Source organism: Prevotella scopos JCM 17725 (assembly GCF_018127785.1).
Classification (GTDB): Bacteria; Bacteroidota; Bacteroidia; order Bacteroidales; family Bacteroidaceae; genus Prevotella; species Prevotella scopos.
The window spans coordinates 469,677-495,883 of sequence record NZ_CP072389.1; the positions used below are offsets into that span (position 1 = coordinate 469,677).

Genomic DNA, 26,207 nt, shown 5'->3' on the forward strand with positions numbered 1-26,207 from the left:
TAGCATTTATAAACGCCTACATAATGTTTGTTATAAGTTTATTCTGCACAGAACTCTTCGTAAGCCTTGGCATCCATAAGATTCTTCAGCTCTGCTGTATCTGTGAGTTCAACTTTTATAATCCAGTTTTCGTATGAATCTTTATTCAGCAAGTCTGGCTCATCTTCCAAGGCTTCATTTACTTCAATAACCTTACCTGATACTGGAGCCTTAAGGTCTGATGCTGCTTTAACGCTCTCAATCGCACCAAAATCTTCGTCAATTTCTATGTCGTCATCAACTTCTGGCATATCAACATATACGATGTTACCTAAAGCGTGCTGTGCATAATCGGTAATACCAATGTAGCCATTGTTGCCTACTACTTTAACGAATTCATGTGACTCTGAATAGTAGAGTCCCTCAATTACTTTTGCCATTTTCTTATTTTTATGATTGTTTATTTGCTTAATAGGTTTTCTAAGATCTTATTTCTTATAATGATTATCATAGAACTTCTTTTTAACAACAGTTCCTGGGAATGTCTTCTTGCGAATTTGTATTTCAACTCTATCGCCCATTTGAACTGATGCATCTACTAATGCTACTGCGCAACTCTTATCGACAGAAACAAGTCGATAGCCTGTAGTAACTTCACCAACTTCTACGCCATCTTTCAGAACTTTATATCCATGTCTTGGAATAGCATTGTCGTCAAGCTCAATACCACGTAATCGTTTGCTAACACCTTCTGTCTTTTGTTTCAAAAGAGCTTCTTTTCCATTAAACTCATCTTTGTCGAACTTCACGAACATTGATAGACCCGCCATCACAGGAGTAATCTTGTCTGAGAGTTCATTACCATAAAGTGGCATGCCCACTTCAAAACGCAACGTGTCTCGGCAGCCCAATCCACAAGGTTTTACACCAGCTTCAATGAGTTTATCCCATATTTTTGTGATATATTCAGGTGTTCCATAGATTTCAAAACCATCTTCTCCAGTGTAACCAGTACGAGAAACGATGACTTCCTGACCGTCTTTCTGAAGACGTTTCACCTCATAGAACTTCAGTTCTTTACAAGGAAGACCAAGTACATCTTCTAACATACTTTCTGCCTTTTGACCCTGAACTGCTAACTGACCATATGCCTCGCTCTTGTTTTCGATTTTAACATCGAAGCCTTCAGCATTCTCCTCAATCCAAGCCACGTCTTTCTCAATGTTAGAAGCATTGATAGTCATAAGGAATAGCTGGTTGTCAAGTTTACAGATACATGTGTCGTCCACAACGCCTCCGTCAGGATAACAAATCATACCATAAAGTACTTTACCTGCAGCAAGCCCATTTACATCATTTGTAAAGATATGATTAATGAATTTATCAGCTTCAGGACCTGATACAATCACTTCTCCCATGTGAGAAACATCAAATACGCCACAATATTCCCTTACTGCATTGTGTTCATCGATGATTCCAGTGTATTGGATTGGCATGTCAAATCCTGCAAAAGGAGTAATTAGTGCGCCTAGTGCAACGTGTTTGTCATATAGGCAAGTTCTTTTATTTGTCATATTGTTTAGGTTTATAATTGGTTCTTCCTCTGGTAGTCTACTTCGTAGATCTTTCGGTTGACCTATATTTAAGTGTGGTGCAAATGTAATTATTATCTGTGAATTTGCAAAATAATATCAAAGAAAATGATGTTAATAAAGTGAAAGTGATAAAAAGTAAACATATATATAATGTGTTAGGTGATTATGATATTTATTAGTGATTTTGCATCAATCAGAATTATATATAAGGTGTAAGCTTAATGAATAAGTTACAACAAATATTTCCCTTTTAACGTGTATATTGGTGTTGGCAGTAGCTGCAGTTCGATGTGACGGAAAGTTGCAAGGGAATTACGTGTTCAGTGGTTAAAAAAAGGAAAAAAGGTTCTTCCGGAATTTGGAGTGATATCATTTAATATCTGATTATCAATAACTTTTGTGAGTTCTGTTCTTCCAAATCCCTTTGTTTACTGAATATTAAAGAATATAAAGTGCTAAAATAAAGGCTACAAAATCTACACTTATCTTACATGGGTTATTCACACAACAAAAAGCTTATATTTAAGGGTTTACAATACTTTTTTATCAACAAGGAAGCCTGAAAAGTATAATACCATCACTCCAAATTCCGGAAGACCCCTTATCTATTGCTAACTGGTGTTTGGTCACAGTGGATGAACTACGAGCTGTTTGTGGCCCTTTGTTTTTAATTCTGCACCTTGGATAATTCCCTTGGTAACAATTGTGTTTGTTTTGTTGTCATTCTTTGTGCCACGTCCTTATTGCCGTTTCGTTTGTCCAATGGGAAGTCCCTTCAAGCTACCTGTAACAAAAATAAATAAATGGGTGTGAGTTGAAACATCACTTTTCTTTTTGTCAAATCTCAGTGGCGTCGATACACAATGATTCCCCATGTCAATAGATTTAGTCTCATGAAGATGCAGACAGAATATATTGACTTGGGGCAGATGTGAGTTTACGCTGAGCGAACCTGATTGGCCTTATTCCGAACTTCTTATTTGAAACTAACTCTTACTAATGATATATATGCCACCTGCTGCTAAAGCACCTGCTATCATATACTTAATGTAGAATGTTTCATTAAGACATAAACAAGAGGTAACGGCTCCAACAATAGGAATGAGTGAGTTATAGATGGCAACCTTCCCGACTGGATTGCATGTTAGTAATTTGTTGTAGAGCGTAAAGCCCAATGTACTGATAGCAATGAGTAAGGTTAAGTAGGTAATTCCCAAGAAAGTTATCTGTGGTAGCTCTCCGCCCATAGCCAGACCTGGAATAATCAACAATGCACCACCTATCGCCAAGCTGTAGCCGGTACCAACAAAGACATCTACTCGTTTACCCAATCCACGCGTTAGTAGTGATGCTGTTGCACCACAAAGAGCATTGAGAATAATCATTCCATCACCTAACCAAGTGAATCGTCCACTCTCTACGCCGCCTAAGTTTAGGAATAGAATACCAGCAAATCCAACAAAACAACCAATGATTTTCTTCATGGTCATACGATCGGTTTTGAAGAAGATGCATGCAAAAATGACCACAGAGAAAACACTTAACGAGTTAAGAATTGCTGCTCGTGAGCCTTCACTATGTGAAAGTCCAAAGTAGAAGAAGGCGTAATGCAGTGTAGTATTCATCATACAGAACAAAAGAATATACCACCAATCGACAGACTTTCTTACCTTGAAATCACGCTTTTTAACGCCTGCTATTGCTAAGACGATGAGTCCTGAAAGACAGAAACGAATTCCCGCAAAGAGCATTTTTGATCCTGTCATATCTGATGTGATACCAAACTCCGCAAAACCTAATTTTATCAACGGATATGCCCAGCCCCATGCTATTGCAGCTGTGAGGGCAAAAATGGTAACCCATAGTGGACGCTGAAATATACTTTTTGTTTGTGTCATTGACTATTAATCCTATTATCTAAAGGCTATTAAACGATTGAACATCAGTCATATCAAGCGTTATTCTCCATTCCTTCTTTACTGCTGAGAAGCATGTTCTAACAAATTATTTATTTGAAAAGAAAACTTTATTTACATGAGAAGAAATATTTATTTCTATGAAAATAATATTTTCTTTTCACGAAAATAATTCGAGAATGATGCCATTATTGACTTGCATTCATCATGCAAAGGTACGTTCTTTACTTGATATTTCTGTTCTTTCAACTATTTTTTTTGCTTCGTTTAGTTAGGATATTTATTCTTTATTGTTTATCTTTGTGCATAATTTTAATTTATAAAAAAAGATGAAGAAGTTATTATATTCTCTTTTGCTAACTTTGGTCGTAGCTAATGTTCAAGCACAGTCGTTAACTGACACATTACGTCATGAGGTTTTGTTGGAAACGGATAGTGGAAACATTCTCATCCAACTTTATAATGAAACACCACGTCATCGTGACAACTTCTTGAAGTTGGTCCGTAGTGGTGCGTATGACGGTGTTTTGTTCCACCGTATTGTTAAAGATTTCATGATACAAACGGGTGACCTCGGTTCAAAAAACGCTAAACCTGGAGAGGCTTTAGGAGATACGCCAGAAACATATTCGCTCCCAGCTGAGATAAATTATCCAAAGTTATTACACCGACGTGGCGCAGTAGCTGCAGCACGTGAGGGTGATGATGTCAATCCGAAACGTGAGTCGTCAGCTTCACAATTTTATATTGTTTGGGGAACAAAGTTCTCTGATGGACAACTCGATAAGACGCAAGAGCGCCTTAACGCACATACAGATAGTATGGTGCAAATGACACCAGAGATACGCAAGATGTATAAAGAAATTGGTGGAACTCCTCATTTGGATGGTCAGTACACTGTCTTCGGACAGGTGCTAGACGGATTGGATGTTGTTGATCGTATTCAAAAACAACCAACTGATGATAAAGAACGCCCACTTGCTGATGTCCGAATTCGAAAAGCTATCATCGTGAAATAAAGTAATCTTTATTTATTCTATTGTATATATAACGTAAAACTACAATTAATTTTATGTCAATTAACAGAAAAGCTACAGCCTGCCTGTTTGCATTCATGCTAGGAAGTGGAGTAGGTGTAGCAGGCAACAGGTATGCCTATCATGCAGTAAAAGATACTATTACACAGCAGAAAGACACTACAAAACAGAGTTCTCTGAAAGAGAAAACGCCTGATAAAGAAAAAGAAAAGCCTTCTGCTTACGAACAACTTATAAAGAAAAAGGGAAGTGTCCAGAATGGACTTTTCATCGTTAGACACATTGATGACCAATGGTATTTTGAAGTTCCTGATTCTATTATCGGTCGCTATCTGCTTGCTGTAACTCGTTTTTACAGCCGTCCCTCAGAACTTTGGTAAGTTTGCAGGTGAGGCTGTAAACCAACAAACAGTTTATTTTGAACAACGCGATAACAAGACAATGCTGCTTCGTGCCTATGTTCTTTCACAAGAGGCTGATCCCAAGAGTAGTATCTCACGTACTTTGAAAGCTTCTACAGCTGACCCTATTGTGGCTTCCTTTAAGGTGATTGGTCGGAACAAAGATACTAAAGCACAGCTGATTGATGTAACGACATTGTTCTCAAAGGATAATTCTGTGCTTAGCGTTTCTTCAGACTATTCTAAACAGTTGAAGTTAGGTGGACTGATGGCTGACAGAACCTTTATTGATACAATGAAGGTTTATCCTATCAATGTTGAGATTGTATCGACCCGTACTTATTCCAGTTCGCCGACTACTGCACCAGCATCGCAAACTGGCGCTGTTACCATCGGGCTGAACACAAGTATGGTTCTTCTTCCAAAGGTTCCTATGCGTAAGCGTATTTGGGATAAGCGTGTGGGTTATTTTACAAATAGATATACTATTTTTAGTGATGATCAGACTAAGACTGACCGCGAGCAGTTTATCTCTCGCTTCCGTCTTGAACCAAAAGATAAAAGAGCATACGCAAAAGGAAAACTCGTAGAGCCAATCAAACCTATCGTGTTTTTATATTGACCCTGCAACACCAAAGAAGTGGGTACCTTATCTGATGAAAGGTATTGAAGATTGGAACGTAGCTTTTGAGGAAGCAGGTTTTAAGAATGCGATACAAGCAAAAGAGTGGCCAAATGATCCGACAATGAGTGTTGACGATGCTCGTTTCAATGTTCTCCGTTATCTCCCTGCCGAAATAGAGAACGCATACGGACCTCGTATTGTTGACCCACGTAGTGGTGAGATTATCGAGAGTCATATCTGTTGGTACCATAATGTGATGAACCTTTTAACAAAATGGTATTTCACACAATGTGCACCTTTGGATAAACGAGCACAGACGGCACATATGGATGACAAACTTATGGGTGAGTTGGTACGTTTCGTGTCAAGCCATGAGGTGGGACACACACTTGGTCTTCGTCATAACATGGGTGCAAGCCATGCTACGCCTGTTGAGAAGCTGCGTGATAAGAAGTGGGTTGAGGAACATGGTCACACAGCCAGCATCATGGACTATGCTCGTTTCAATTACGTTGCACAGCCAGAAGATGGTGTCTCCGAGCGTGGTCTCTTCCCACGTGTGAATGATTACGATAAGTGGGCCATCCGTTGGGGTTATCAGTATCGCCCAGAGTTCAAAGATGAAAAGGATGAAAAAGAGAAGCTGATGACAGAGACTACGGTTATTCTTGCAAAGAACTCCCGTCTGTGGTTTGGTGGTGAGGGTAAGAACGAGGACCCACGTGCTCAAACAGAAGATCTTGGCGATGATAATGTAAAGGCAAGCGACTATGGTATTAAGAACCTAAAGCGTATCGTTGAGAAACTCCCGGAGTGGACACGTCAGCCTGATGACCAGTATGATGATCGTATCGAGTTGTGGAGAAGTGTTGTAAGTCAGTATGGTCGTTACACTAACCATGTCCTGAAAAATATCGGTGGTCGTTATCTCAACAACATGCCTGGACAGAAACCTTACGAAATTGCACCAGCAAAGAAGGGTAGAGACGCAGTTGATTATATCGGACGTCAAGTGTTCGAGGCACCACTTTGGCTTTATCCGTCATCCATGACGGATGTTGCTGGCACTGATCTTGTTGACGAAATCAGCAGCTACCAAGAGCGCATCTTAAAGGTGATGATGAACGGAACCATTATGGATAAGATTTATAAGGATCAGCGTGCAACAGGAGCTTATCAGTTTAAGGATTATCTGAATGATTTGTTCCATAGTGTTTGGAAACCATTAACAGGTTTGAATGACATGCAGGTACGCACACGTCGTTTACTTGAGCGTCATTATGTAGAACAGATAAATAGTCTTTTGAATCCTGTTCAGAAGGATAAACCTACTGCAACAGATCGTGTCAATAGTTCAGACATCATGCTCTATCTGATGCAAAATCTAGATATTGTTGAGCAGTTCTGTAAGTCACAGGCAGCACAGAGTGAAGGTATTAATCTGCTTCATTATAATGATATCCTGCGCCAGATAAAGCTGATTCGTGAACGTCGGGTGACTGTGAAGTAATATTAATGTAACAGATATTGATGGAAAGACTGTTTTCCAAAAAGTCCCAACAGGAGCGTTGACAAAAGATCATCTTGAACTGAAGTTGTGAAAAAATAAGGAAGAGTACGGATTCGTACTCTTCCTTATTTGATTATATGATTGAGTTAAGGGGAGTGGATTATAAGAATTAGAATATCAAATTCCATTCAACATTCTCTGTTTTCATATCACCAGATTCTTCGTTAAATGTAAAACCATGAGGCTTCTGCCCTTCAACTTTTATTTCGATAACTGTCATGACATTACGTTTTAATACGACCTGCTTTGTCTCCTTTTCATTTGTTCCATCATCCTTTGTCCATGTTATCTGCATGTCAACTTGTGTTTGATAACCCTCTTGACTTCCTTTTTCAATATCGTCAAAAGAATAAACTTTTCTATTCTCGTAGGCTGCACTCGCTTTCGTTACATAGACGTACCATCCTAAATAACTGACCGTCAGCTTCCCTTCTTCAGGCGGTGTTATTTTGAAATGCAAGCCGAACACTGCTCGTCTCATGTTAATAGGCAATGTATTTGTTGCTTTCGGACTAAAATCGCTCACTGTACCATAGAGCTTTACAACACGAGGATGATTTACGACCTTCCCATCTGCAATAGTCGTTGCACCTGCTTTTAAGCCGGTAAAGTTTTCTTCTTTTGAGAAAACAAAGCTATTGGTTGCTTTTGTTCCATAGTTGTTTCCATGAAAAAATGGAGCAGAATAAACACCATCACTGACAAAGAGTTTATCATCCTTTTCCTCAACTATTAGACATTCCACCTTATAAAGGCTTTCCACATTCATCTTTAATGCTATCTTTGATAAACTGGTAAACAAGCCGTAAGCATACATAGAATACCCTTCATCATTAGGTTTCTTCTCATAGACATTGATAGCATAAAATCTGCTAGTACTACCAGCCCTCGTAAATGGTTGTTCCTTGGCTCCCATTGACTCTTCGAAAGTCTCGACACTTAGTTCCTTGGGAAGAATACGTATAACTCTTGTCAACTTGTTCTTTTCTTTTGATTTTTTATTACTATCACTACTCTCCAATACAGGCTTTTCGCAGGCAGCAAATAAAAATATGCACAATAAAAGCCAACTCCATGTTACTTGTTTTTTCATATTCGTAATTGTTTAGGTTATAATTGAATCTTGTTATTTATCCCATTCTGAATCAGAAGCTGAATTACTGAAAGAAGAGAACATATCTTCTTTCGATAATTGTATTATATCCTCTTCTGTATGATTATGAACCAATCCTTTATCATTCTGCAAAGTGTTCCCAGACTTTGTTGTTGAATCACCTAACAAATGAGAAGGAAATAAGATGTCATACACACGCATTGATGGTTTGATATATGTTTTCATGTTATAAAGATCAGTTATTTGTCGTTATGTAATATCTGACTTTTAGATGGCTATCTATTAAGATATTTTTTACCATTCATTATTATTATACCTTTATAATCTCTCTTCACTTGTTGTCCAGAGAGATTATAAATAGGACTATTCATAGTTGCCTTTTCAGTTACAATGGGCTTTTGTACTTCCAAAGTAACATCAAAACCAAGAAAGTTCTTCGCTTGTGAGCTTATGGGCGGAGAATAAACAAGATAGGCTTTGTGTGCTTCGGTTGTAAATGGTTTCCCTTCAGGTTCCTTCCAATAGAATCCAATTCCATTACGACCCTTACCAAATACATAGTAAATTTCCCCTCCTGTTGTCATCGTCTTTACGTCAGATCCACGTAAAGCATTTTGAGAATCTGTTTCACCAGCATCTTGTGTTTCTTCAAATGAATATTTTCCTTCATTAGCTTCTAAAACGACAGCAGTACCTTTTGGAAGTACCATTCCTGCTTTATACTCCTTGTTTTGAGAGAGAATATTACCTTCAATTTTATAAGTACGAGCAACAACTCCATCAGGAATTATAAATGATTTATCACCATAATAAAATGTGGCTCTTTTCGCTGCAGATATTGAAACTAGAGGAATGTAAGATACTTCTATGGACTTTATGTAAGCGGCTAAGGATGTTTGAGGACAGAAGGTAACTTTTTCTATTTTTTCATCCATTTGTTGTTTATAAAGTGACGACCTGTTGTTAATTTTCCTACATGAAAGCTTAATATCTTTATCCTCATATACCTTAAGACATCTTTGGTTATCTAATATAATGAACTTAATTGATGTTATCACACATTCTTTACCCTCAATAGTCAACAGCTCATCAATATCAAGTTTTAGATAAGAGTATTCTTTATTATGTGAATATTGAGGTAATGATTCTTTTCCTGATTTTGAACTGAACCGCAACGTGATGCCATTCTTCTCTATCAATGTAGAAATCACATCATCTTTAGCGGGCTCTGGAAAATCGAACATTACAGGCTTCTGTGCCCATATCTTTATGGGTAGCAATACCATTAGAAAACAGACGATAAAGTTCTTAAACATAATAATTAAGCATTAGATTCTATTTGTCAAGTTTGTAGTCAATTCAATCTGTCTCTATTCTAAAAGGGAAGAAGGATTTATAGACTACGCTTTGTTGAAACTCTTTTAAAGTCTCAATTTGATGCAAAGATAAAAAAAAGTGGCCTATATGACAAAAATGTGCTTAAAATCCTTGTAACTATCTAATAATCATTATCTTTGTTTTATTTATATTTTTATGGCAAAAAATCTGCTTTTATTGTGGCTCAAAATCGACTATAAAACGTGGTCATCTTAATGGTAGTCAACGCTGGTATTGTAAGTGCTGTAAGAGGAGCTTTGTTGGACATAATCGCCTTACCAATACCATTGTCAATAATCGTTATTCCAAGGGTAATCTAACAGTCAAAGATCTATCAGAGGAGTACGGAGTTTCAACCAGGACAATTTATAGAAAACTCACCAAATCTTATAAAGAAGAACTTCCCAACCTTCTTGTTCGCCCTGTAGTGGTTTTAATGGATGCCACCTATTGGGGACGTAATTTTGGTGTCGTTATCATGAAGGATTCATTGTCTGGTGATGTACTTTGGTTTAAGTTTATCAATAGGCATGAACGTCTTGAAGACTATAAGGAGGGCATAAGCTACTTGGAGTCACTTGGGTATACCATTCAAGGGCTTGTATGCGATGGTTTTAAGGGACTTAGGCAAGCTTTTCCCAATTATAAATTCCAATTATGCCAGTTCCATCAAGTAATGACTATAAAGACAAAACTAACTTCAAGACCCAAGCTTGAGGCTTCAAAAGAACTGCTTGAATTATCCAAGATGTTATGTCATACGGACAAGGAGTCCTTTATTGGGGCTTTAAAGGAATGGTACACCAAGTGGGAGGATTTTCTTAAGGAACGGACAACAACAGAAGATGGAAAATCACATTATACTCATAAAGCTCTACGTAGTGCTTTTTTGAGCCTTAAAAGGAATATGTCGTCATTGTGGACATACTATGATTACCCTGAATTGAAGATGCCAAATACAAACAATGCCATTGAATCACTCAATGCAGATTTAAAGACAAAATTGAACCTACACAAGGGGATCAGTATGGAAAGAAGAAAGATCTTCATCCAAGACTTTATAAAGTCCCATTCTCCTAAGAAATAAAAGGGGAATGGGAGATTTTAAGCACATTTTTGTCACATAAGAGAAAACGACGCTAAAATAAGCACACTTTTGTCACATAAGCCAAAAAAGTTGATAAAAAGGAAGCTAATTAATGAAAAAAGATTAAATTTTTACAATATAAGATGTCTTGTATGAATAAACAGCTTGCAAATTAGGTTTATAGTTCACCAGTCTTTCTTCAATAAAACATGCAATTCTTCGTTTCAAGCAAGTCAATTCATAATGGTGGCTCTATAACGAATCGTGTGTGTTGTGTGTTGATATTCCACACGTGTGGTGCGGGTGCTTAGCACATGTGGTGCTAGTGGTATGCACTAATGGTGCGGATGGTATGCACCACATGTGCGAAGGGTTAACACCATTGCTGTATATAGAAGGTTAGGGATTTAATGTGCGTTAAGTGTATTAAAACTAAGGTTAATCTGGAGTTTTGTTTATTTCGAGGCTATATTTTTTGACTATATTTTTAGGTTCTATAACGAATTACACACACGATTCGTTATAGAGTCATAATGGTAAATTTTACTTTTAATATTTTTCGTATCTTGCTGCAAACTAACATGTTATGTGACTTCTCTAAAAGACAAGAATGATAGGAACTTTCTTTATTGTATCTTATGTGCTATTAAGTATCCTTAATATATTCTTAGGTGAAAACAAAAGCAAATCCTACGTCACTCAACTATTCTATTACCTACTTCTCTGAAAGCCTTCTAACTGTTCGTACTGATTATCTTTCATCGTTTGGCTGATTGTACTAATCCAATGACGGTGTGTGAAAATGAAGATGATACCGAGAAGAGAAAGAAGGATATTGGTAAGGATTGGTTGTTCTAGCCAAAATGTTCCCACTGCTAAGATAGGGAATGGGCTGAATAAAGCTATAATCGTCACCACGAGTTGTATATAGTTGGTATTTGTATTCTTTCCCGTATGCGTAGCTTTTAGGGAGAATGTTACCTTATTATATACTGCCATTTGAAAGAGGATACGATAAGTAACGCCAGCTGTGAAGAGTGCGAAGGCAAGTATTGTCCAAAAGCTTACCTTTCCCCAAATCGCTACAGGAAGGAATGCTAGGAGGGGAATAGATAGCAAGGCTGTATAAAAGTAATATTTTGCAAGCAGAAGATTTTTGATGCTATTGCGCTGCATCAGTAAACATTCGTAATAATTTCCCTCATAGCACATCAATCTTGTGAGTGAACTTAACCCAAAAATAATAAAGCTGTAGTAAAGGAATCCATTGGTTTGAACTATTTCACTCTCTTGATCGAAAGCAGTAATCATACTAAAAACGATGATACCAATAGTATTAAAAATGAATAGAAGACGTATTCTCTTATTGCGAGTGATTGTCCAAAACTCAATTTTAAGGTATTCTCCGATATGTTTGAAACGATCAAAGAACGTAAGTTTAAGATTGTTTTTGACACTCTTAGATAATGTAGATGAAAATTGTTCTTCGCGGATTCGATGTTCAAGTACAGTACGGTTTAGCAAAATCATTCCTATCAGCACTAATACCATTAGCGCATATATCCAAAACTCACCTCTAATCATCGCATTACCCATTTCTGCACAACGTGCAAAGTAAGTTTGTGGGGTAGGGATGAAGATAGCTATTAGTGAGATAGAAGTATAAGTAAGAATAGGTATGAGCCAATATCGAACACCACGTGCAGTCAACACTTGCGTAAACTGGAAGAATTGTCCATTGATAAGGAGAAGAAGATATAATCCTGCGGTATAGCCAATCAGTGCCTTTGTACCTAATTCAGGAATGATGGTTTTGATGCTAAAAGGAATGAAGAGAAAGAGGAGGTTTGCGTTCTTAAAAACAATCAATTGACGTAGAATTAGATAATCAGTATAACTGTGTTTAGGAAGCGACAAGAGTAGATATGGACGTATATGCATCAGCAACCGGTGGTCGGTTGTATATCTAAAAAGATAATCAAAAAACAGAAACAAAGGTAGCACGGCATAAACGAAACGATAACCTCCAAGATTATCAATGCTTTTGAGGTCGGCTAACTTGTATCCAATCCACACAAAATAAGCATAAATAAAAACAGCCAACGCGTAGTAAAAATATTTTGCTACGCTGTTGGCTTGCCATATCTTATTCCTCCTACTAGATATGTAGAAGTGCTTATGCAATGTTTGTATAGCCTCCCAATAAGTCATTTTATCTCAAGTCAATAATCTCAGCTGATGGATGACTCTTTTTATTAAACGTAAAAATGGCGTCAGGAAGGTTTTTACGTTGAATGTCCGAGACTGAAATAGTGGTCCATTTATTAGCCTGTTTAATCTTTATGGTCTGTAACTGATAAGCTTTATTGACAGTCACATAAGCTTCTGGGATATTGCGTTTTGGGGTGGTTGCCTTCATATGTATTACATAGGCACCCCCTTCTGTAGTCATAGATAGGTTATAGCCCTGGCGGTATAGTGTCATCAAGGCATAAGGATTCATTGAAAGACGCTGAGCCTCTGTTGGTGTAGAAATATTCACCTCGTCAGTAGATTTCATATATGACCATTGTGTTGTACCATTAAACCACACTGTTGTCTGTGGGGTAGTAGCTACAAATTTTGTCCCTTTCACAGAAATAGTGCCCGATGTTCTACCAACACTACCCGGTCTAGAAAGTGCGAAACGTGCTGTAAAGCCACCTAGGCTAGACACTTTAGCAGTAGCTTTATCCAAACAAGCCTTAGCTTGATTTGTATTCTGTGCAATTGCAACATTTGCCACCATGATGGCAACGAACAATAATAAATACTTAATCTGTCTCATTATCCTATCGTTTTATTTGTTTTATTCGTATTGTAAAGAACTTATTGTCCACGAAGGATGGTGAGTAGGTTGTCAAGACTTACCTCATCACTTATCAATACTTCGCGTGGTTTTGAACCCTTAGCAGCACCGACGATACCAGCCTTTTCCATTTGATCCATCAAACGACCAGCACGATTATAGCCAATAGACATTTTGCGCTGTATCATACTTGTTGAACCTTGCTGCGTAACAACAATAGCACGGGCTGCTTCCTCAAATAATGGGTCAAGCGTTTGTGCGTCAAGTGATCCGCCTCCACCAACTTCGTCATCAGACAACGGCTCTGGGATTTCCAATGGGCGGACAGGTCCTAACTGGTTAGCGATGAACTTGGTGATGTTTTCCACCTCAGGAGTATCTACGAATGCACATTGAACACGAACAGGGTCAGCGCCATTGAGGTAAAGCATATCACCTCGTCCTACGAGCTGTTGTGCGCCAGGACGATCGAGGATGATGCGTGAGTCCATCATTGCTCCTACACGGAAAGCAATACGTCCAGGGAAGTTTGCTTTAATATTACCCGTGATAATCGTTGTTGTTGGACGTTGTGTTGCGATAATCATGTGCATACCAACGGCACGTGCGAGCTGTGCAATACGTGTGATCGGCATTTCGACTTCTTTACCTGCAGTAAGGATTAAATCACCAAACTCATCAATGATGACAACGATATAAGGCATAAATTCATGACCTTCTTCTGGGTTCAGTTCATGTCTTAGGAACTTTTGATTGTATTCCTTTATATTTCTTACACGAGCTGCCTTCAACTTGTCATAACGTTCATCCATAAGTACGCAAAGACCTTTCAGCGTCTTCACAACCTTTTGGACATCAGTGATAATTGGTTCATCCTCATTTTCTTCAACAGCAGCCATGAAAGGTTTTGCTATCGGAGAGTAAACGCTAAACTCCACCTTCTTTGGGTCAACAAGTACAATCTTCAGTTCGTTTGGATGTTTTTTATACAAAAGAGAGGTAATAATCGCATTCAGTCCAACTGATTTACCCTGACCTGTAGCACCCGCAACGAGCAAGTGAGGAATCTTTGCAAGGTCGACCATATATACCTCATTGGTAATCGTCTTTCCCAATGCAATAGGCAACTCCATTGTTGACTCCTGAAATTTACGTGAATTTAGAATTGAGAACATTGATACGATACTTGGCTTTGCGTTTGGAACTTCAATTCCAATCGTACCCTTGCCTGGCATAGGAGCGATGATACGAATACCAATGGCTGCTAAGCTCAAAGCAATATCATCTTCAAGATTCTTAATTTTAGAAATTCTAACTCCCTGTGCAGGTGTAATCTCATAAAGCGTAATTGTAGGACCAACCGTAGCACGGATACTACTTATCTGAACTCCAAAATCATTCAGGACCTTTATAATACGATCTTTGTTAGCTTCTAGCTCTTCTTGGCTAACATAATTAGTCTTGGAATCAGAAGGATATTTTTTGAGTAGATCAAGTGACGGAAACTTCCATTTCGTAAAAGGTTCACGTGGGTTGATAGGAGTCAATGGAAGGTTGTTGTTAGCCAGCGTGTTGCTATTGGCTTGTTCTACCACGTTTTCTTTTTCAACTTCAAAGTTTGGCGTATTTTGCTGCGCTCCTTTATTTGCTTTCTCATTGCCTTTTTGTTGCGCCACCACATCTGACTCTTGTGGAGTAACTGTTGATTCGGTTGATAAATCAATAGGTTCTGCGATATTTGAATCAACATATTCAGTTGGCTTTACAACGTTTTCATCTTCAATCGCTTCATTCTCTGATAAATTTTCAGCGTTCTCGCCCTTGCTGTCATGTACAACAGTGAACTTAACTTTGTCGCGAATATAACCAAAAGGATTTATCATCTTACGGACAACAGTAATTGTTTCAGAAGTGATATAGGTGAGGTAAGCCAGCATAACAATCACTAAGATAGCAATCAATCCTGGTGAACCAACGAGATTCTCCATGTATTGTACGCAGAAAGCACCATGGTCTCCGCCTGGGTTATATACCTGATCTCCCATTAAAGGAGTAAGAACTTTAGCAAAGGTAACGGAGAGCCAAATCATGACCAAAGCCATGCCCATGAACCATTTCATGAGGTTTAGCTTCTTATAAACTCCCATCATGCGTAATCCGCAAAGAGCAATAAAAGCAGGAATAATAAAAGCAGGAATACCAAAACAGCGAGAGATGAGTCCGTATGAAATGATAGCTCCAAGTGAGCCGCATACATTCTGGAAAACTCTATTAGCGTTCTCAACCTCTCTTGGACGAAGGTCAGTAACTAAACTTTGATCTGCTGCACCTGTGCTGAAATAGCTAAAAAAAGCGACACAGATATAGATAGCAACGCATAAAAGGATGAGCCCTGCAACAAACCCAGTCTTGTCGTTAATAATGTTATTTAGTCCGAGCGCCTCGGTGAAAGTCTTACTTTTCTGTGTTGTTTTCTTCTTTGCCATTTATCGTTACTCTTTTATACTTGCAAAAGTAATAAATAAGTGCCATATAAGTGTCGTTTTTCAAACTTTTTTTTTAATTTTGCAAGTTAGTATGCAATCTGAAATGAGTACAGTATTATACAATAAATTCGACAAGAGTAAAATTTCACAGTTACCAAGGGTTACCTTCCCCGGTAAGATAGTCGTTGTCTTAAATGAAACAGAGGCAGAGAAGGCGGTGAATTACTTGCTTTCTAAGGACATTATCGGTATCGATACAGAAACACGTCCTGTCTTCAAGAAGGGACAACGCCGTAAAGTTGCACTCTTGCAAGCCTGTGACCATGAAGTTTGTTTTCTCTTTCGTCTGAATATCATAGGTGTACCCGATTGTATTAAACGTTTTCTTGAAGATAAAACTGTACCGAAGGTAGGTCTCTCATTAGGCGATGATATCTTGATGTTACATCAGCGTGTAGATTTTAAGCCTGGTTATTTTATTGATCTTCAAGACTATGTTAAGTCTTTAGGAGTTGAAGACATGAGCCTTCAGAAACTTTATGCCAATGTTTTCCATGAGCGTATAACGAAACGTGAGCAGTTATCAAATTGGGAGAACCAGATATTGACCGATAAACAGAAGATATATGCTTCCACTGATGCCTGGACATGTATAATGCTTTATGAGCGTCTGCATGAATTAAAACATAATGGTGATTATGAACTCGTAGTAGTTCCGCCAAAGGTAAAAGATGTGTCTGAACATACAGATAATGAGGAAGAAATAACAAAAGAATAATGTCTTTGTTTAATTATTATTGGTAGAAGATTGCTATTTCTCATCAAGAAAGTAAGATTATCAATTACATCGCTCAATATCTTCTTTCATTAAATAATTTAGCAATCATCAAGCAGAGCAATACGATAAACGCTAAAAAGGAACTTTATGTATAAACAAGTATATTTAAAAAGAGGCAAGGAAGAGAGTCTTCTTCGTTTTCATCCATGGATTTTTTCGGGTGCTATCAACAAGATTGAGGAAGGGCTTGAAGAAGGCGATATTGTACGTGTTATGACGCATGACAATAGGTTTATCGCTGTCGGACACTTCCAAATAGGTTCAATTGCAGTCCGTGTCCTTTCTTTCCACGACGTAAAGATTGATGATATGTTTTGGGAAAGTCGCTTGAGTGCTGCCCTTCATGTACGCCAATCTATCGGTATTATTCGTAAAAAAAGTACCAGAGCAGGTGAATTTCCAAACACAACTTATCGTCTCGTACATGGTGAGGGTGACAATCTCCCAGGCTTGATAATCGACATATATGGTAAGACTGCTGTTATGCAAGCCCATTCTGTAGGTATGCATGTTTGTCGTGAAGCCGTTGCGGAAGCTCTTGTTAAAGTGATGGGGGATGAGTTGGATAGTATCTATTATAAGAGTGAAACTACGCTCCCTTTCAAGGCTGAACTTGGACAGGAGAATGGTTTCATCTATGGATATACTGAAAATAATATTGCAATTGAAAACGGTTTAAAGTTCCATATCGACTGGTTGAAAGGTCAGAAAACCGGTTTCTTTATTGATCAGCGTGAGAATCGTTCTCTGTTAGAGTATTATGCGAAGGGACGAAGTGTACTAAACATGTTCTGTTACACAGGTGGTTTCTCTGTTTATGCCATGCGTGGTGGGGCAGAGGTAGTACATTCTGTGGATAGTTCGGCTAAGGCTATTGAATTGACGAATAAGAACGTAAATCTCAATTTCCCTGGTGATGCACGTCATGAAGCAATCTGTGAGGATGCCTTCAAATATCTTGATGACAACGATGGAAAGTATGACCTTATCATACTCGATCCACCTGCTTTCGCTAAGCATCGTAGTGCATTGAAGAATGGATTACGTGGTTATACGCGATTGAATGTTAAGGGATTTGAAAAGATTAAGCCTGGGGGACTCTTGTTTACCTTCAGTTGTTCACAAGTCGTTACGAAAGACAATTTCCGACAGGCTGTCTTTACGGCTGCAGCCCAAGCTGGACGTAAGGTCCGCATCCTACATCAGCTACATCAGCCTGCTGACCATCCAATAAATATTTATCATCCCGAAGGCGAATATTTAAAGGGATTAGTCTTATATGTTGAATAAAGTAAAACGATTTATAGCTTCTGAGCATCTGCTTCGAGTAGATGCTCTTTATTTAATTGCGCTATCTGGTGGTGCAGATAGTGTTGCTCTTTTGTTATTACTCAAGAATTTAGGTTATCGTATAGAGGCTGTTCATTGCAACTTTCACCTGCGTGGAGAGGAGAGTCAGAGAGATGAACAGTTTTGCGAGGAGCTATGTCAACGTGAGAATATTCCGTTTCACAAAGTCCATTTTGATACACTAACTTATGCTGACTTGCATAAGGTGAGTATTGAGATGGCAGCACGCGAACTACGATATCGTTATTTCTTTCAGTTGAAAGAGGCGTTGGGGGCTGATGGCATTTGTGTCGGTCATCATAAAGAAGACTCCGTTGAGACGATTCTAATAAACCTTATTCGCGGAACAGGCCTGAATGGTTTGGTGGGGATTCGTCCGCGCATGAATGATGTTATACGCCCTTTACTGTGTGTTACGCGTCAAGAAATAGAAGAATATCTTCGTCAACAAGTTGTTTCTTATGTTACAGACAGCACTAATTTAGTTGATGACGTAGTGCGGAATAAGATCCGATTGAATGTTCTTCCAAAGTTGTCAGAGATTAATCCATCGGTTAATGATACTATTTTAACGACAGCATATCATCTCTCAGAAGTCGATGCGATTGTACAGGCATCACTTAAAGCGGTTTTGAATAAAGCTGTTCGTTTCTTTAATCCAGAGTTTGAAGTTAATTCTAATAGTCTGAAAAATGAACCTTTTCAGCTTAGTTTGTCAATAATAAGAGGATATTCTTCACCCGCTTACTTGCTTTTTCACTTGCTTAAACCACTTGGCTTTTCATCTTCCCAGATAAAAGAAATGGCTTCCCATCTTGATGGTCAGACGGGACAAATGTGGTTTTCGTCAACACATGAACTCACTCACGACCGTGAGGTGTTTATAGTTTTGCCTCGTGATGAGGCTGAATCACGCACGCTCGTTATCCCAGAAACTGGACGTTATGTCTATGATGAGCATCTCTCTCTTCGGTTGACAGAACGAACTTTGCTGCCATCCGCAAACGTTTCTTTTTCAAAGAGTCCAAAAATAGTTGACCTTAATGCAACTTCGATTCGTTTCCCTTTGACTTTGAGATGTGTTATAGAAGGCGATCGTTTTACTCCACTTGGCATGCGTGGAACTCAGCTTGTGAGTGATTTCCTTACGAATCTCAAACGTAATCGGTTTGAGAAACGTAATCAGTTGGTTCTCCTGGATGCTTCTGGTACCATCCTTTGGGTTGTCGGCCAACGTATCAATGATAGTTTTAAGTTGACTCCAGAGAGCAATGCTTGTTTACGAATAGAGATTTTATAATTGTTCTATTGTCCAATATGATGAAGCGGAGATTACATATTCAACTAAAGTAATTTAAGCTTAAAACGGAAGAAACTTTGTTCTTCTATTATGGCATAGATAAACATTCTTTTTGTAGTATCTTCGTTGAAATAGAATGGACGCTTTTATAAACACACATAACCAACACACTATAGTTTATTCTTATTGCGTGCATGTGCTCTGCACCATTGGTGCTCATGCCCTGCACAAGTGGTGTTAAGCACCCGCACGACATGTGTAGAGCAGCTACACAATTATTAAACGCATACTATGTTATTTCTTTACCTTTCTATATATAAAGAAGATGATGAACAACTCGTATGAAAATTGTATTATCGTCAATTATTATGGTTTTATGTGAGAAGTACTTGTAGAATATTTTCATAGCAATTTAGATGGTTTGCTAGTTTTATATTTAATAATTATCAATTATTAAACTGCTAATCGGTTAATAAAGTTAAATATAATGTATTTCGTTAACTTTTAGATGTTAATTATTTAAGAAACTCTTATCTTTGTGGTCGTAAAAAATATTTGAATGCTGTGCATAGATTTTTCTAAAGGCAGTATGCATATAAACAGAGAGTAATGAAGAAGACAACAATTTGGACAATAGCCACAATCATGGGACTTTCGTTCCTTGGTTTGCTTCTGCTCCAGCTCAACTATATTGAAGAAATGGCTGAGATGAAGAAGGAACAGTTTGACGAGTCAGTCAACCGTGCCCTCTATCAGGCCTCTCGTAATATGGAATTGAATGAGACTCTTCGTTATTTAGAGGATGATGTAAATAAGAAGGAACATTCCAAAAACGAAGATCAGAATACAGATAAAGATACATCAACAGCTGCTCACCAAGCTCCAGTTACGGATAATCAGGGTGAGCCTTATACATCATTCGAGGCAAAATTGCTTCAAGCAAAGCCTTCATTGACACCAAAGGCCATGATCTTGCGTAATGACAGTAGTACATTGTCGGCAACAAAGCGCAACATGCAAGAAATTGTTCGCAATCGTTATGTTTATCAAAAAGCAATGCTAGAAGAGGTGATATACAATATCCTTTATTCTGCTTCAGATAAGCCGTTACGCGATAGAATAAACTTTAAGCTTTTGGATCAAGACCTCAAGGCGGAAATGATGAACAATGGTATTAATATCCCTTATCACTTTACAGTGACAACACAAGATGGTCGTGAGGTTTATAAATGCCCTGACTATGTGAGTGATGGTGAGGAGAATACCTATTCACAGGTGTTGTTCCGCAATGACCCTGTAAACAGAATGGGTGTTGTAAAGGTTCATTTCCCACAAATGAACAACTACATATTCTCGAGTGTGCGATTTATGATTCCATCAATCATATTCACTTTCGTACTATTGTTTACTTTTATCTTCACTATCGTGATCATTTTTCAACAGAAACGTTATAGTGAGATAAAGAACGACTTTATCAATAACATGACGCATGAACTTAAGACACCAATTGCTAGCATTTCTCTGGCAGCCCAGATGATGAATGATAAGACGCTAACAATGAGTCCTAAGATGATTGAACATCTGGGTGGTGTCATCAATGATGAGTCAAAACGTCTGAGATTTCTCGTTGAGAAGGTACTCCAAATGAGTATGTACGATCGTAAGAAGGCTGTGTTGAAGAAGAAATACACCGACCTTAACGAAATGGTTGAAACGATTGCTCATTCGTTCAGTTTGCGTGTTGAGCACACCGGAGGTAAGGTCTATACAGAGATTGAAGCGGTAGATTCACTGATGTATGTTGACGAGATGCATTTCCAGAATGTCATATTTAATCTCTTGGACAATGCCGTTAAATATGCAAAACCAGATGAGCCTTTAAATGTTTATCTGAAAACGTGGAACACCAATGAGAACCTCTACCTTTCAGTTCGTGATACGGGACAGGGTATAAAGAAGGAGAACTTAAAGAAAATTTTTGATAAGTTCTATCGCGTTCACACTGGAAACCTCCACGATGTAAAAGGTTTTGGACTTGGTTTGGCATACGTGAAGAAGATGGTTGACCTCCATGAAGGTGAAATCAAAGTACTGAGTGAATATGGCAAGGGAACAAAATTTGTCATTAAACTACCAGTTATTCGAGATGAAGAAGGTGAAGAATAATAATTAAATAGAGAGTATAAACAATTTAATACGTATAAGTTATGGATGATAAATTGAAAATTCTGTTGTGTGAAGACGATGAGAATCTCGGAACACTATTAAGTGAGTATCTACAAGCAAAGGGCTATCAGGCTGACCTTTGCCCAGATGGTGAAGTTGGATACAGAGCTTTCTTAAAGAGCAAATATGATATATGTGTACTTGATGTTATGATGCCAAAGAAAGATGGTTTCACACTTGCACAAGAAATACGTCAAGCAAATGCAGAAGTTCCTATCATCTTCCTTACTGCAAAGCAGTTGAAAGAGGATATCTTGGAAGGTTTCAAGATTGGTGCTGATGATTATATCACAAAGCCTTTCTCTATGGAAGAATTAGTGTTCCGTATTGAAGCTATCCTTCGTCGTGTAAGAGGAAAGAAGACCAAAGAGTCAACAATGTACAATATTGGTCGTTTCACCTTTGACACACAGAAGCAGTTGCTTACTTTGGATAACAACCCAGACAAGGCAACAAAGCTGACAACAAAGGAGAATGAGTTGCTTGCTTTGCTTTGCGCACACTCTAATGAAATTCTTCAGCGTGATTATGCTTTGAAGACTATTTGGATAGATGATAACTACTTCAATGCTCGCTCAATGGATGTTTATATTACTAAGTTGCGTAAGCATTTGAAACCAGACCCACAAATTGAGATTATCAACATCCATGGTAAGGGTTATAAACTCATTGTTCCTGAAGAGCAGTAAAACGTTAATCTATAAAGTTTTATTTACAGAACGATAATACAAAAACGCTATTCTTCCTCTGTAAGAGGTCGGGATAGCGTTTTTTCTTTTACGATTGCAAATATTAATTCTCTTTTCTTACATCGTTATATTCTTTTTTTATTACTTTTGCACCGACTAATTGTTTAATATCATACAGAGCATCGATGATACAGAATTTCGATTTCCTGGTTATCGGAAGTGGTATCGCAGGAATGAGCTATGCACTAAGTGTAGCAAATAGTGGTAAAGGAAAAGTTGCCCTTGTTTGCAAAACATCTTTAGCCGAAGCCAATACAGCTAAAGCACAAGGAGGAATAGCGGCTGTAACAAACCTTGCCATAGATAATTTTGAAAAGCACATCAATGATACTATAGTTGCTGGTGATTATATTTCCGACCCTTTGGCTGTGAAGCAAGTTGTGTGTAATGCGCCAGAAGCTATCAAGGCACTTGTCAAATGGGGGGTGAACTTTGATAAGAATAAGGATGGTACATACGACCTACATCGTGAAGGAGGTCATAGTGATTTTCGTATTCTTCATCATGCTGATGACACAGGCTTTGAGATACAGCGTGGACTAATGGATGCTGTAAGAGCTAATCCTAATATTACTATCTTTGAAAATTATTATGCTGTTGAGATTATTACACAACATCACTTGGGGGTAAAGGTAACGCGTAGAACTCTAGATATTGAATGTTATGGTGCGTATATTCTCAACCCTGAAACCCAAAAGGTTGATACTTTTTTGAGTAAGGTTACACTTATGGCAACTGGTGGGGTGGGTGCTGTCTATGCAATGACATCCAACCCCGTTATAGCTACTGGCGATGGTATCGCAATGGCTTATCGAGCTAAGGCAACAGTCAAGGATATGGAGTTTGTACAGTTCCATCCCACGGTTCTTTATAATCCTTCTGAGACACATCCTGCATTTCTGATTACTGAGGCTATGCGTGGCTATGGTGGAGTGTTGCGACTTCCGAATGGTCAAGAGTTCATGCAGAAGTATGATAAACGTCTTTCTCTTGCTCCACGTGATATTGTTGCTCGAGCTATTGATCATGAAATGAAGATTCATGGACTAAATCATGTTTGTCTTGATGTAACACATAAAGATGCTGAAGAAACGCAGCATCATTTTCCACATATATATGAGAAATGTTTGAGCATTGGGATTGATATAACAAAAGAATATATTCCAGTTTGTCCAAGTGCTCACTATATCTGTGGGGGTATAAAGGTCGATTTGAATGCAGAAAGTTCTATTCATAGACTTTATGCGGTCGGTGAATGCTCATGCACGGGATTGCATGGCGGAAACCGACTTGCCAGCAACTCGCTGATAGAAGCAGTCGTCTATGCTAAGTCTGCTGCAGAACATACACTACGGATGATTGACACCTATGATTTTAATACAAATATTCCTGAGTGGAACGATGAAGGCACAATGACTAATGAAGAGCATGTTTTAATCACACAGAGTATTAAGGAAGTTGGCGAAATCATGAGCAACTATGTTGGTATTGTTCGAAGTGATTTACGTTTGAAACGTGCTTGGGCAAGACTCGACTTATTGTATGAGGAAACAGAAAACCTCTTTAAGCGTGTTACGGCAACGAAGGATATATGCGAACTTCGTAATATGATAAATGTCGGTTATCTGATAACAAGACAAGCCATAGAGCGTAAGGAAAGCCGAGGATTACATTATACGGTAGATTATCCGAAGCATGCATACGACGAGAAGAAGTAGAAGAATAAAGTTAGAAGATACGAGAAGTGTAAAAATACTTTTATTCTCGGTTTATAATACATAATAACATGATTGGAAAAAAATGGCTGGAACAAGGTTTTATAGATGAACCTATTCCTGAAAGGACTGATGTGAAAGCTGAAATTCGTCGAATGTGTAAGGAAAAGAATGCACTTATCATGGCACATTATTATACAGAAGGCGTAATTCAGGAGTTGGCAGATTTTGTAGGTGATAGTCTGGCTTTGGCACAAAAGGCAGCAACCACAGAAGCCGATATCATTGTTATGTGTGGTGTACATTTCATGGGTGAGACGAATAAAATCTTATGTCCTGAGAAGACTATACTCGTCCCTGACCTTAACGCCTCTTGTTCATTAGCCGAGAGTTGTCCTGCTGATGAGTTTGAGAAGTTTGTAAAAGCACACCCTAATCATACCGTGGTAAGCTATGTCAATACAACTGCAGCAACCAAAGCTGTGACAGATGTTGTGGTGACGAGCAGTAATGCAAAGCAGATTGTTGAGTCTTTACCAAAGGAAACTCCTATTATTTTTGGACCAGATAGGAACTTAGGACATTATATCAGCGAGCAAACAGGACGTGAGATGTTGCTTTGGGATGGTGCATGTGAAGTGCATGACAGATTCTCTGTGGAGAAGATTCAGCAGTTAAAACGCGAACATCCAGCTGCAAAAGTACTGGCTCATCCAGAATGTCCACCTACTATACTCTGCTTAGCTGATAAGGTTGGAAGTACATCTGCCTTATTGAAGTATAGTGTTGAGAATGATGCTCAGGAGTTTATAGTGGTGACAGAGAGTGGTATTCTTGTTGAAATGCAGCGATTGGCACCACAAAAGACCTTTATTCCTGCTCCTCCTAATGATAGTGATAGCCCTTGTAATGAGTGTGAGTATATGAAATATATTACTTTGCGAAAGCTATATAATTGCTTGAAGTATGAGTGGCCTGCTATTGAGGTTGAGCCAGAAATGGCAAAGAAGGCTGTCAAATCAATTCATAGAATGTTGGATATCTCAAACAGATTAGGTTTATAATTTAAATATATTATTATGTTGTCAGTAGAAGAACTAAACGATAAACTTATCGAACTTGCTTTCAGTGAGGATATAGGTGATGGTGACCATACAACGCTTTGCTGCATCCCTGCTGATGCTATGGGTGAAAGTAGATTACTGATTAAGGAAGAAGGAGTCTTGGCAGGAGTTAATGTTGCTAAAAGGGTGTTTCATCTTTTTGACCCTGAACTACAGGTAGAAGTCTATGTAGAAGACGGTGCTCATGTGAAGCCTGGCGATATTGTTATGAGTGTGAAGGGCAGAACGCAGAGCCTTTTGCAGACAGAACGCCTTATGCTCAATATCATGCAGCGTATGAGTGGTATTGCTACGATGACTCATAAATACCAGCAGGCACTCATTGATGCAGGTACAAAGACACGCGTCCTAGACACGCGTAAGACAACACCTGGCATGAGAATGTTGGAAAAAGAAGCTGTGAAGATTGGTGGGGGAATGAATCATAGAATTGGACTTTTTGATATGATTCTCTTAAAAGACAATCATGTTGACTTCTGCGGAGGAGTTTATAATGCTATCTCACGAGCAAAACAATATTGCAAACAACATGGCAAAGAAGACCTCAAGATTGAATGTGAGGTGAGAAACTTTAAAGAGTTGGAAGAAGCACTCAGTGAAGGCTGTGATCGTATTATGTTTGATAATTTCACTCCAGAGGATACGTATAGAGCTGTTGAAATTGTCTCAGGACGCTGTGAAACGGAATCAAGTGGTGGTATAACTTTTGACACAATGATTCCTTATGCAAAAGCTGGGGTAGATTTTATTTCTTTTGGAGCATTAACACATAGCGTTAAAGGGCTTGATATGAGCTTCAAGGCTGTTGTTTAAAGAACAAACTTTAAACGTTTTTAATCCGAATTCTCTTGATGGAAAAATCTTCATGAA

The 26,207-nt window shown here is 38.4% G+C and carries 19 protein-coding genes and 2 pseudogenes; 12 read left to right on the top strand and 9 right to left on the bottom strand.

Annotated features, from left to right (window positions below; genetic code table 11):
• Positions 1 to 38 precede the first annotated feature (38 nt).
• Positions 39 to 419 (bottom strand): glycine cleavage system protein GcvH, encoded by a 381-nt coding sequence (gene gcvH / locus J4856_RS01735; RefSeq protein WP_025839825.1) that lies wholly within the window; start codon positions 417 to 419, stop codon positions 39 to 41.
• A 48-nt stretch (positions 420 to 467) separates the two neighbouring features.
• Positions 468 to 1,553, bottom strand: coding sequence for a glycine cleavage system aminomethyltransferase GcvT (gene gcvT / locus J4856_RS01740; protein WP_025839826.1), 1,086 nt, complete (start codon positions 1,551 to 1,553; stop codon positions 468 to 470).
• 626 nt (positions 1,554 to 2,179) lie between these two features.
• Here gcvT and J4856_RS01745 point away from each other — a divergent pair.
• Positions 2,180 to 2,387, top strand: a pseudogene (locus J4856_RS01745) (4Fe-4S binding protein); the annotation flags it as partial.
• Between the two features lie 173 nt (positions 2,388 to 2,560).
• On the opposite strand, the gene J4856_RS01750 reads toward J4856_RS01745, so the two are convergent.
• Complete coding sequence (locus J4856_RS01750; RefSeq protein ID WP_025839960.1) at positions 2,561 to 3,472, bottom strand: DMT family transporter; 912 nt, start codon at positions 3,470 to 3,472, stop codon at positions 2,561 to 2,563.
• A 347-nt stretch (positions 3,473 to 3,819) separates the two neighbouring features.
• On the opposite strand from J4856_RS01750, the gene J4856_RS01755 reads away from it, so the two are divergent.
• Together J4856_RS01755 and J4856_RS01760 are read left to right on the top strand one after the other, a co-directional pair.
• Positions 3,820 to 4,509 carry a peptidylprolyl isomerase gene (locus J4856_RS01755; RefSeq protein WP_065368026.1) on the top strand — a complete coding sequence of 230 codons (690 nt, stop codon included), beginning with the start codon at positions 3,820 to 3,822 and terminating at the stop codon, positions 4,507 to 4,509.
• 53 nt (positions 4,510 to 4,562) lie between these two features.
• Positions 4,563 to 7,063, top strand: a pseudogene (locus J4856_RS01760) (zinc-dependent metalloprotease).
• A 169-nt stretch (positions 7,064 to 7,232) separates the two neighbouring features.
• On the opposite strand, the gene J4856_RS01765 reads toward J4856_RS01760, so the two are convergent.
• From J4856_RS01765 to J4856_RS01775, 3 genes are read right to left on the bottom strand one after another with little or no spacing between them, the layout of a single operon-like run.
• A complete protein-coding gene (locus J4856_RS01765) occupies positions 7,233 to 8,216 on the bottom strand; it encodes a hypothetical protein (protein ID WP_065368027.1) in 984 nt (327 codons plus the stop codon).
• A 33-nt stretch (positions 8,217 to 8,249) separates the two neighbouring features.
• Positions 8,250 to 8,462: a hypothetical protein gene (locus tag J4856_RS01770; protein ID WP_025839964.1), complete on the bottom strand. Its 213-nt coding sequence runs from the start codon at positions 8,460 to 8,462 to the stop codon at positions 8,250 to 8,252.
• Between the two features lie 50 nt (positions 8,463 to 8,512).
• Positions 8,513 to 9,553, bottom strand: coding sequence for a hypothetical protein (locus J4856_RS01775; RefSeq protein ID WP_025839965.1), 1,041 nt, complete (start codon positions 9,551 to 9,553; stop codon positions 8,513 to 8,515).
• A 257-nt stretch (positions 9,554 to 9,810) separates the two neighbouring features.
• On the opposite strand from J4856_RS01775, the gene J4856_RS01780 reads away from it, so the two are divergent.
• On the top strand, positions 9,811 to 10,701 hold the full coding sequence (locus tag J4856_RS01780) for an IS256 family transposase, variant Zn-binding type (protein ID WP_143150379.1): 891 nt from the start codon (positions 9,811 to 9,813) through the stop codon (positions 10,699 to 10,701).
• 711 nt (positions 10,702 to 11,412) lie between these two features.
• Here the strand turns inward: J4856_RS01780 and J4856_RS01785 are convergent.
• From J4856_RS01785 to J4856_RS01795, 3 genes are read right to left on the bottom strand one after another with little or no spacing between them, the layout of a single operon-like run.
• Positions 11,413 to 12,912 carry a DUF5687 family protein gene (locus J4856_RS01785; protein WP_025839632.1) on the bottom strand — a complete coding sequence of 500 codons (1,500 nt, stop codon included), beginning with the start codon at positions 12,910 to 12,912 and terminating at the stop codon, positions 11,413 to 11,415.
• A 1-nt stretch (position 12,913) separates the two neighbouring features.
• Complete coding sequence (gene lolA1 / locus J4856_RS01790) at positions 12,914 to 13,528, bottom strand: outer membrane lipoprotein periplasmic chaperone LolA1 (protein ID WP_025839631.1); 615 nt, start codon at positions 13,526 to 13,528, stop codon at positions 12,914 to 12,916.
• Between the two features lie 41 nt (positions 13,529 to 13,569).
• Entirely contained in the window at positions 13,570 to 16,035 is a 2,466-nt protein-coding gene (locus J4856_RS01795) for an FtsK/SpoIIIE family DNA translocase (protein ID WP_065368029.1), read from the bottom strand.
• A 103-nt stretch (positions 16,036 to 16,138) separates the two neighbouring features.
• On the opposite strand from J4856_RS01795, the gene J4856_RS01800 reads away from it, so the two are divergent.
• The 8 genes from J4856_RS01800 (at position 16,139) to nadC (ending at position 26,150) form a co-directional block, all read left to right on the top strand.
• A complete protein-coding gene (locus tag J4856_RS01800; RefSeq protein WP_025839629.1) occupies positions 16,139 to 16,813 on the top strand; it encodes a 3'-5' exonuclease in 675 nt (224 codons plus the stop codon).
• Between the two features lie 147 nt (positions 16,814 to 16,960).
• A complete protein-coding gene (locus J4856_RS01805; RefSeq protein ID WP_025839628.1) occupies positions 16,961 to 18,163 on the top strand; it encodes a class I SAM-dependent rRNA methyltransferase in 1,203 nt (400 codons plus the stop codon).
• A complete protein-coding gene (gene tilS / locus J4856_RS01810) occupies positions 18,153 to 19,523 on the top strand; it encodes a tRNA lysidine(34) synthetase TilS (protein ID WP_025839626.1) in 1,371 nt (456 codons plus the stop codon). The genes J4856_RS01805 and tilS overlap by 11 nt, the downstream gene beginning before the upstream one ends.
• A gap of 609 nt (positions 19,524 to 20,132) precedes the next feature.
• On the top strand, positions 20,133 to 21,689 hold the full coding sequence (locus tag J4856_RS01815; RefSeq protein ID WP_065368030.1) for a sensor histidine kinase: 1,557 nt from the start codon (positions 20,133 to 20,135) through the stop codon (positions 21,687 to 21,689).
• A gap of 41 nt (positions 21,690 to 21,730) precedes the next feature.
• The gene (rprY, locus tag J4856_RS01820) at positions 21,731 to 22,438 is read left to right on the top strand and encodes a response regulator transcription factor RprY (protein ID WP_025839617.1); all 708 of its coding nucleotides are present in this window, start codon (positions 21,731 to 21,733) and stop codon (positions 22,436 to 22,438) included.
• Between the two features lie 185 nt (positions 22,439 to 22,623).
• Positions 22,624 to 24,216 (top strand): L-aspartate oxidase, encoded by a 1,593-nt coding sequence (nadB, locus tag J4856_RS01825; protein ID WP_025839615.1) that lies wholly within the window; start codon positions 22,624 to 22,626, stop codon positions 24,214 to 24,216.
• Positions 24,217 to 24,284: 68 nt separating this feature from the next.
• On the top strand, positions 24,285 to 25,277 hold the full coding sequence (nadA, locus tag J4856_RS01830) for a quinolinate synthase NadA (RefSeq protein WP_025839614.1): 993 nt from the start codon (positions 24,285 to 24,287) through the stop codon (positions 25,275 to 25,277).
• 15 nt (positions 25,278 to 25,292) lie between these two features.
• Complete coding sequence (gene nadC / locus J4856_RS01835; RefSeq protein WP_025839612.1) at positions 25,293 to 26,150, top strand: carboxylating nicotinate-nucleotide diphosphorylase; 858 nt, start codon at positions 25,293 to 25,295, stop codon at positions 26,148 to 26,150.
• Positions 26,151 to 26,207: the final 57 nt, after the last annotated feature.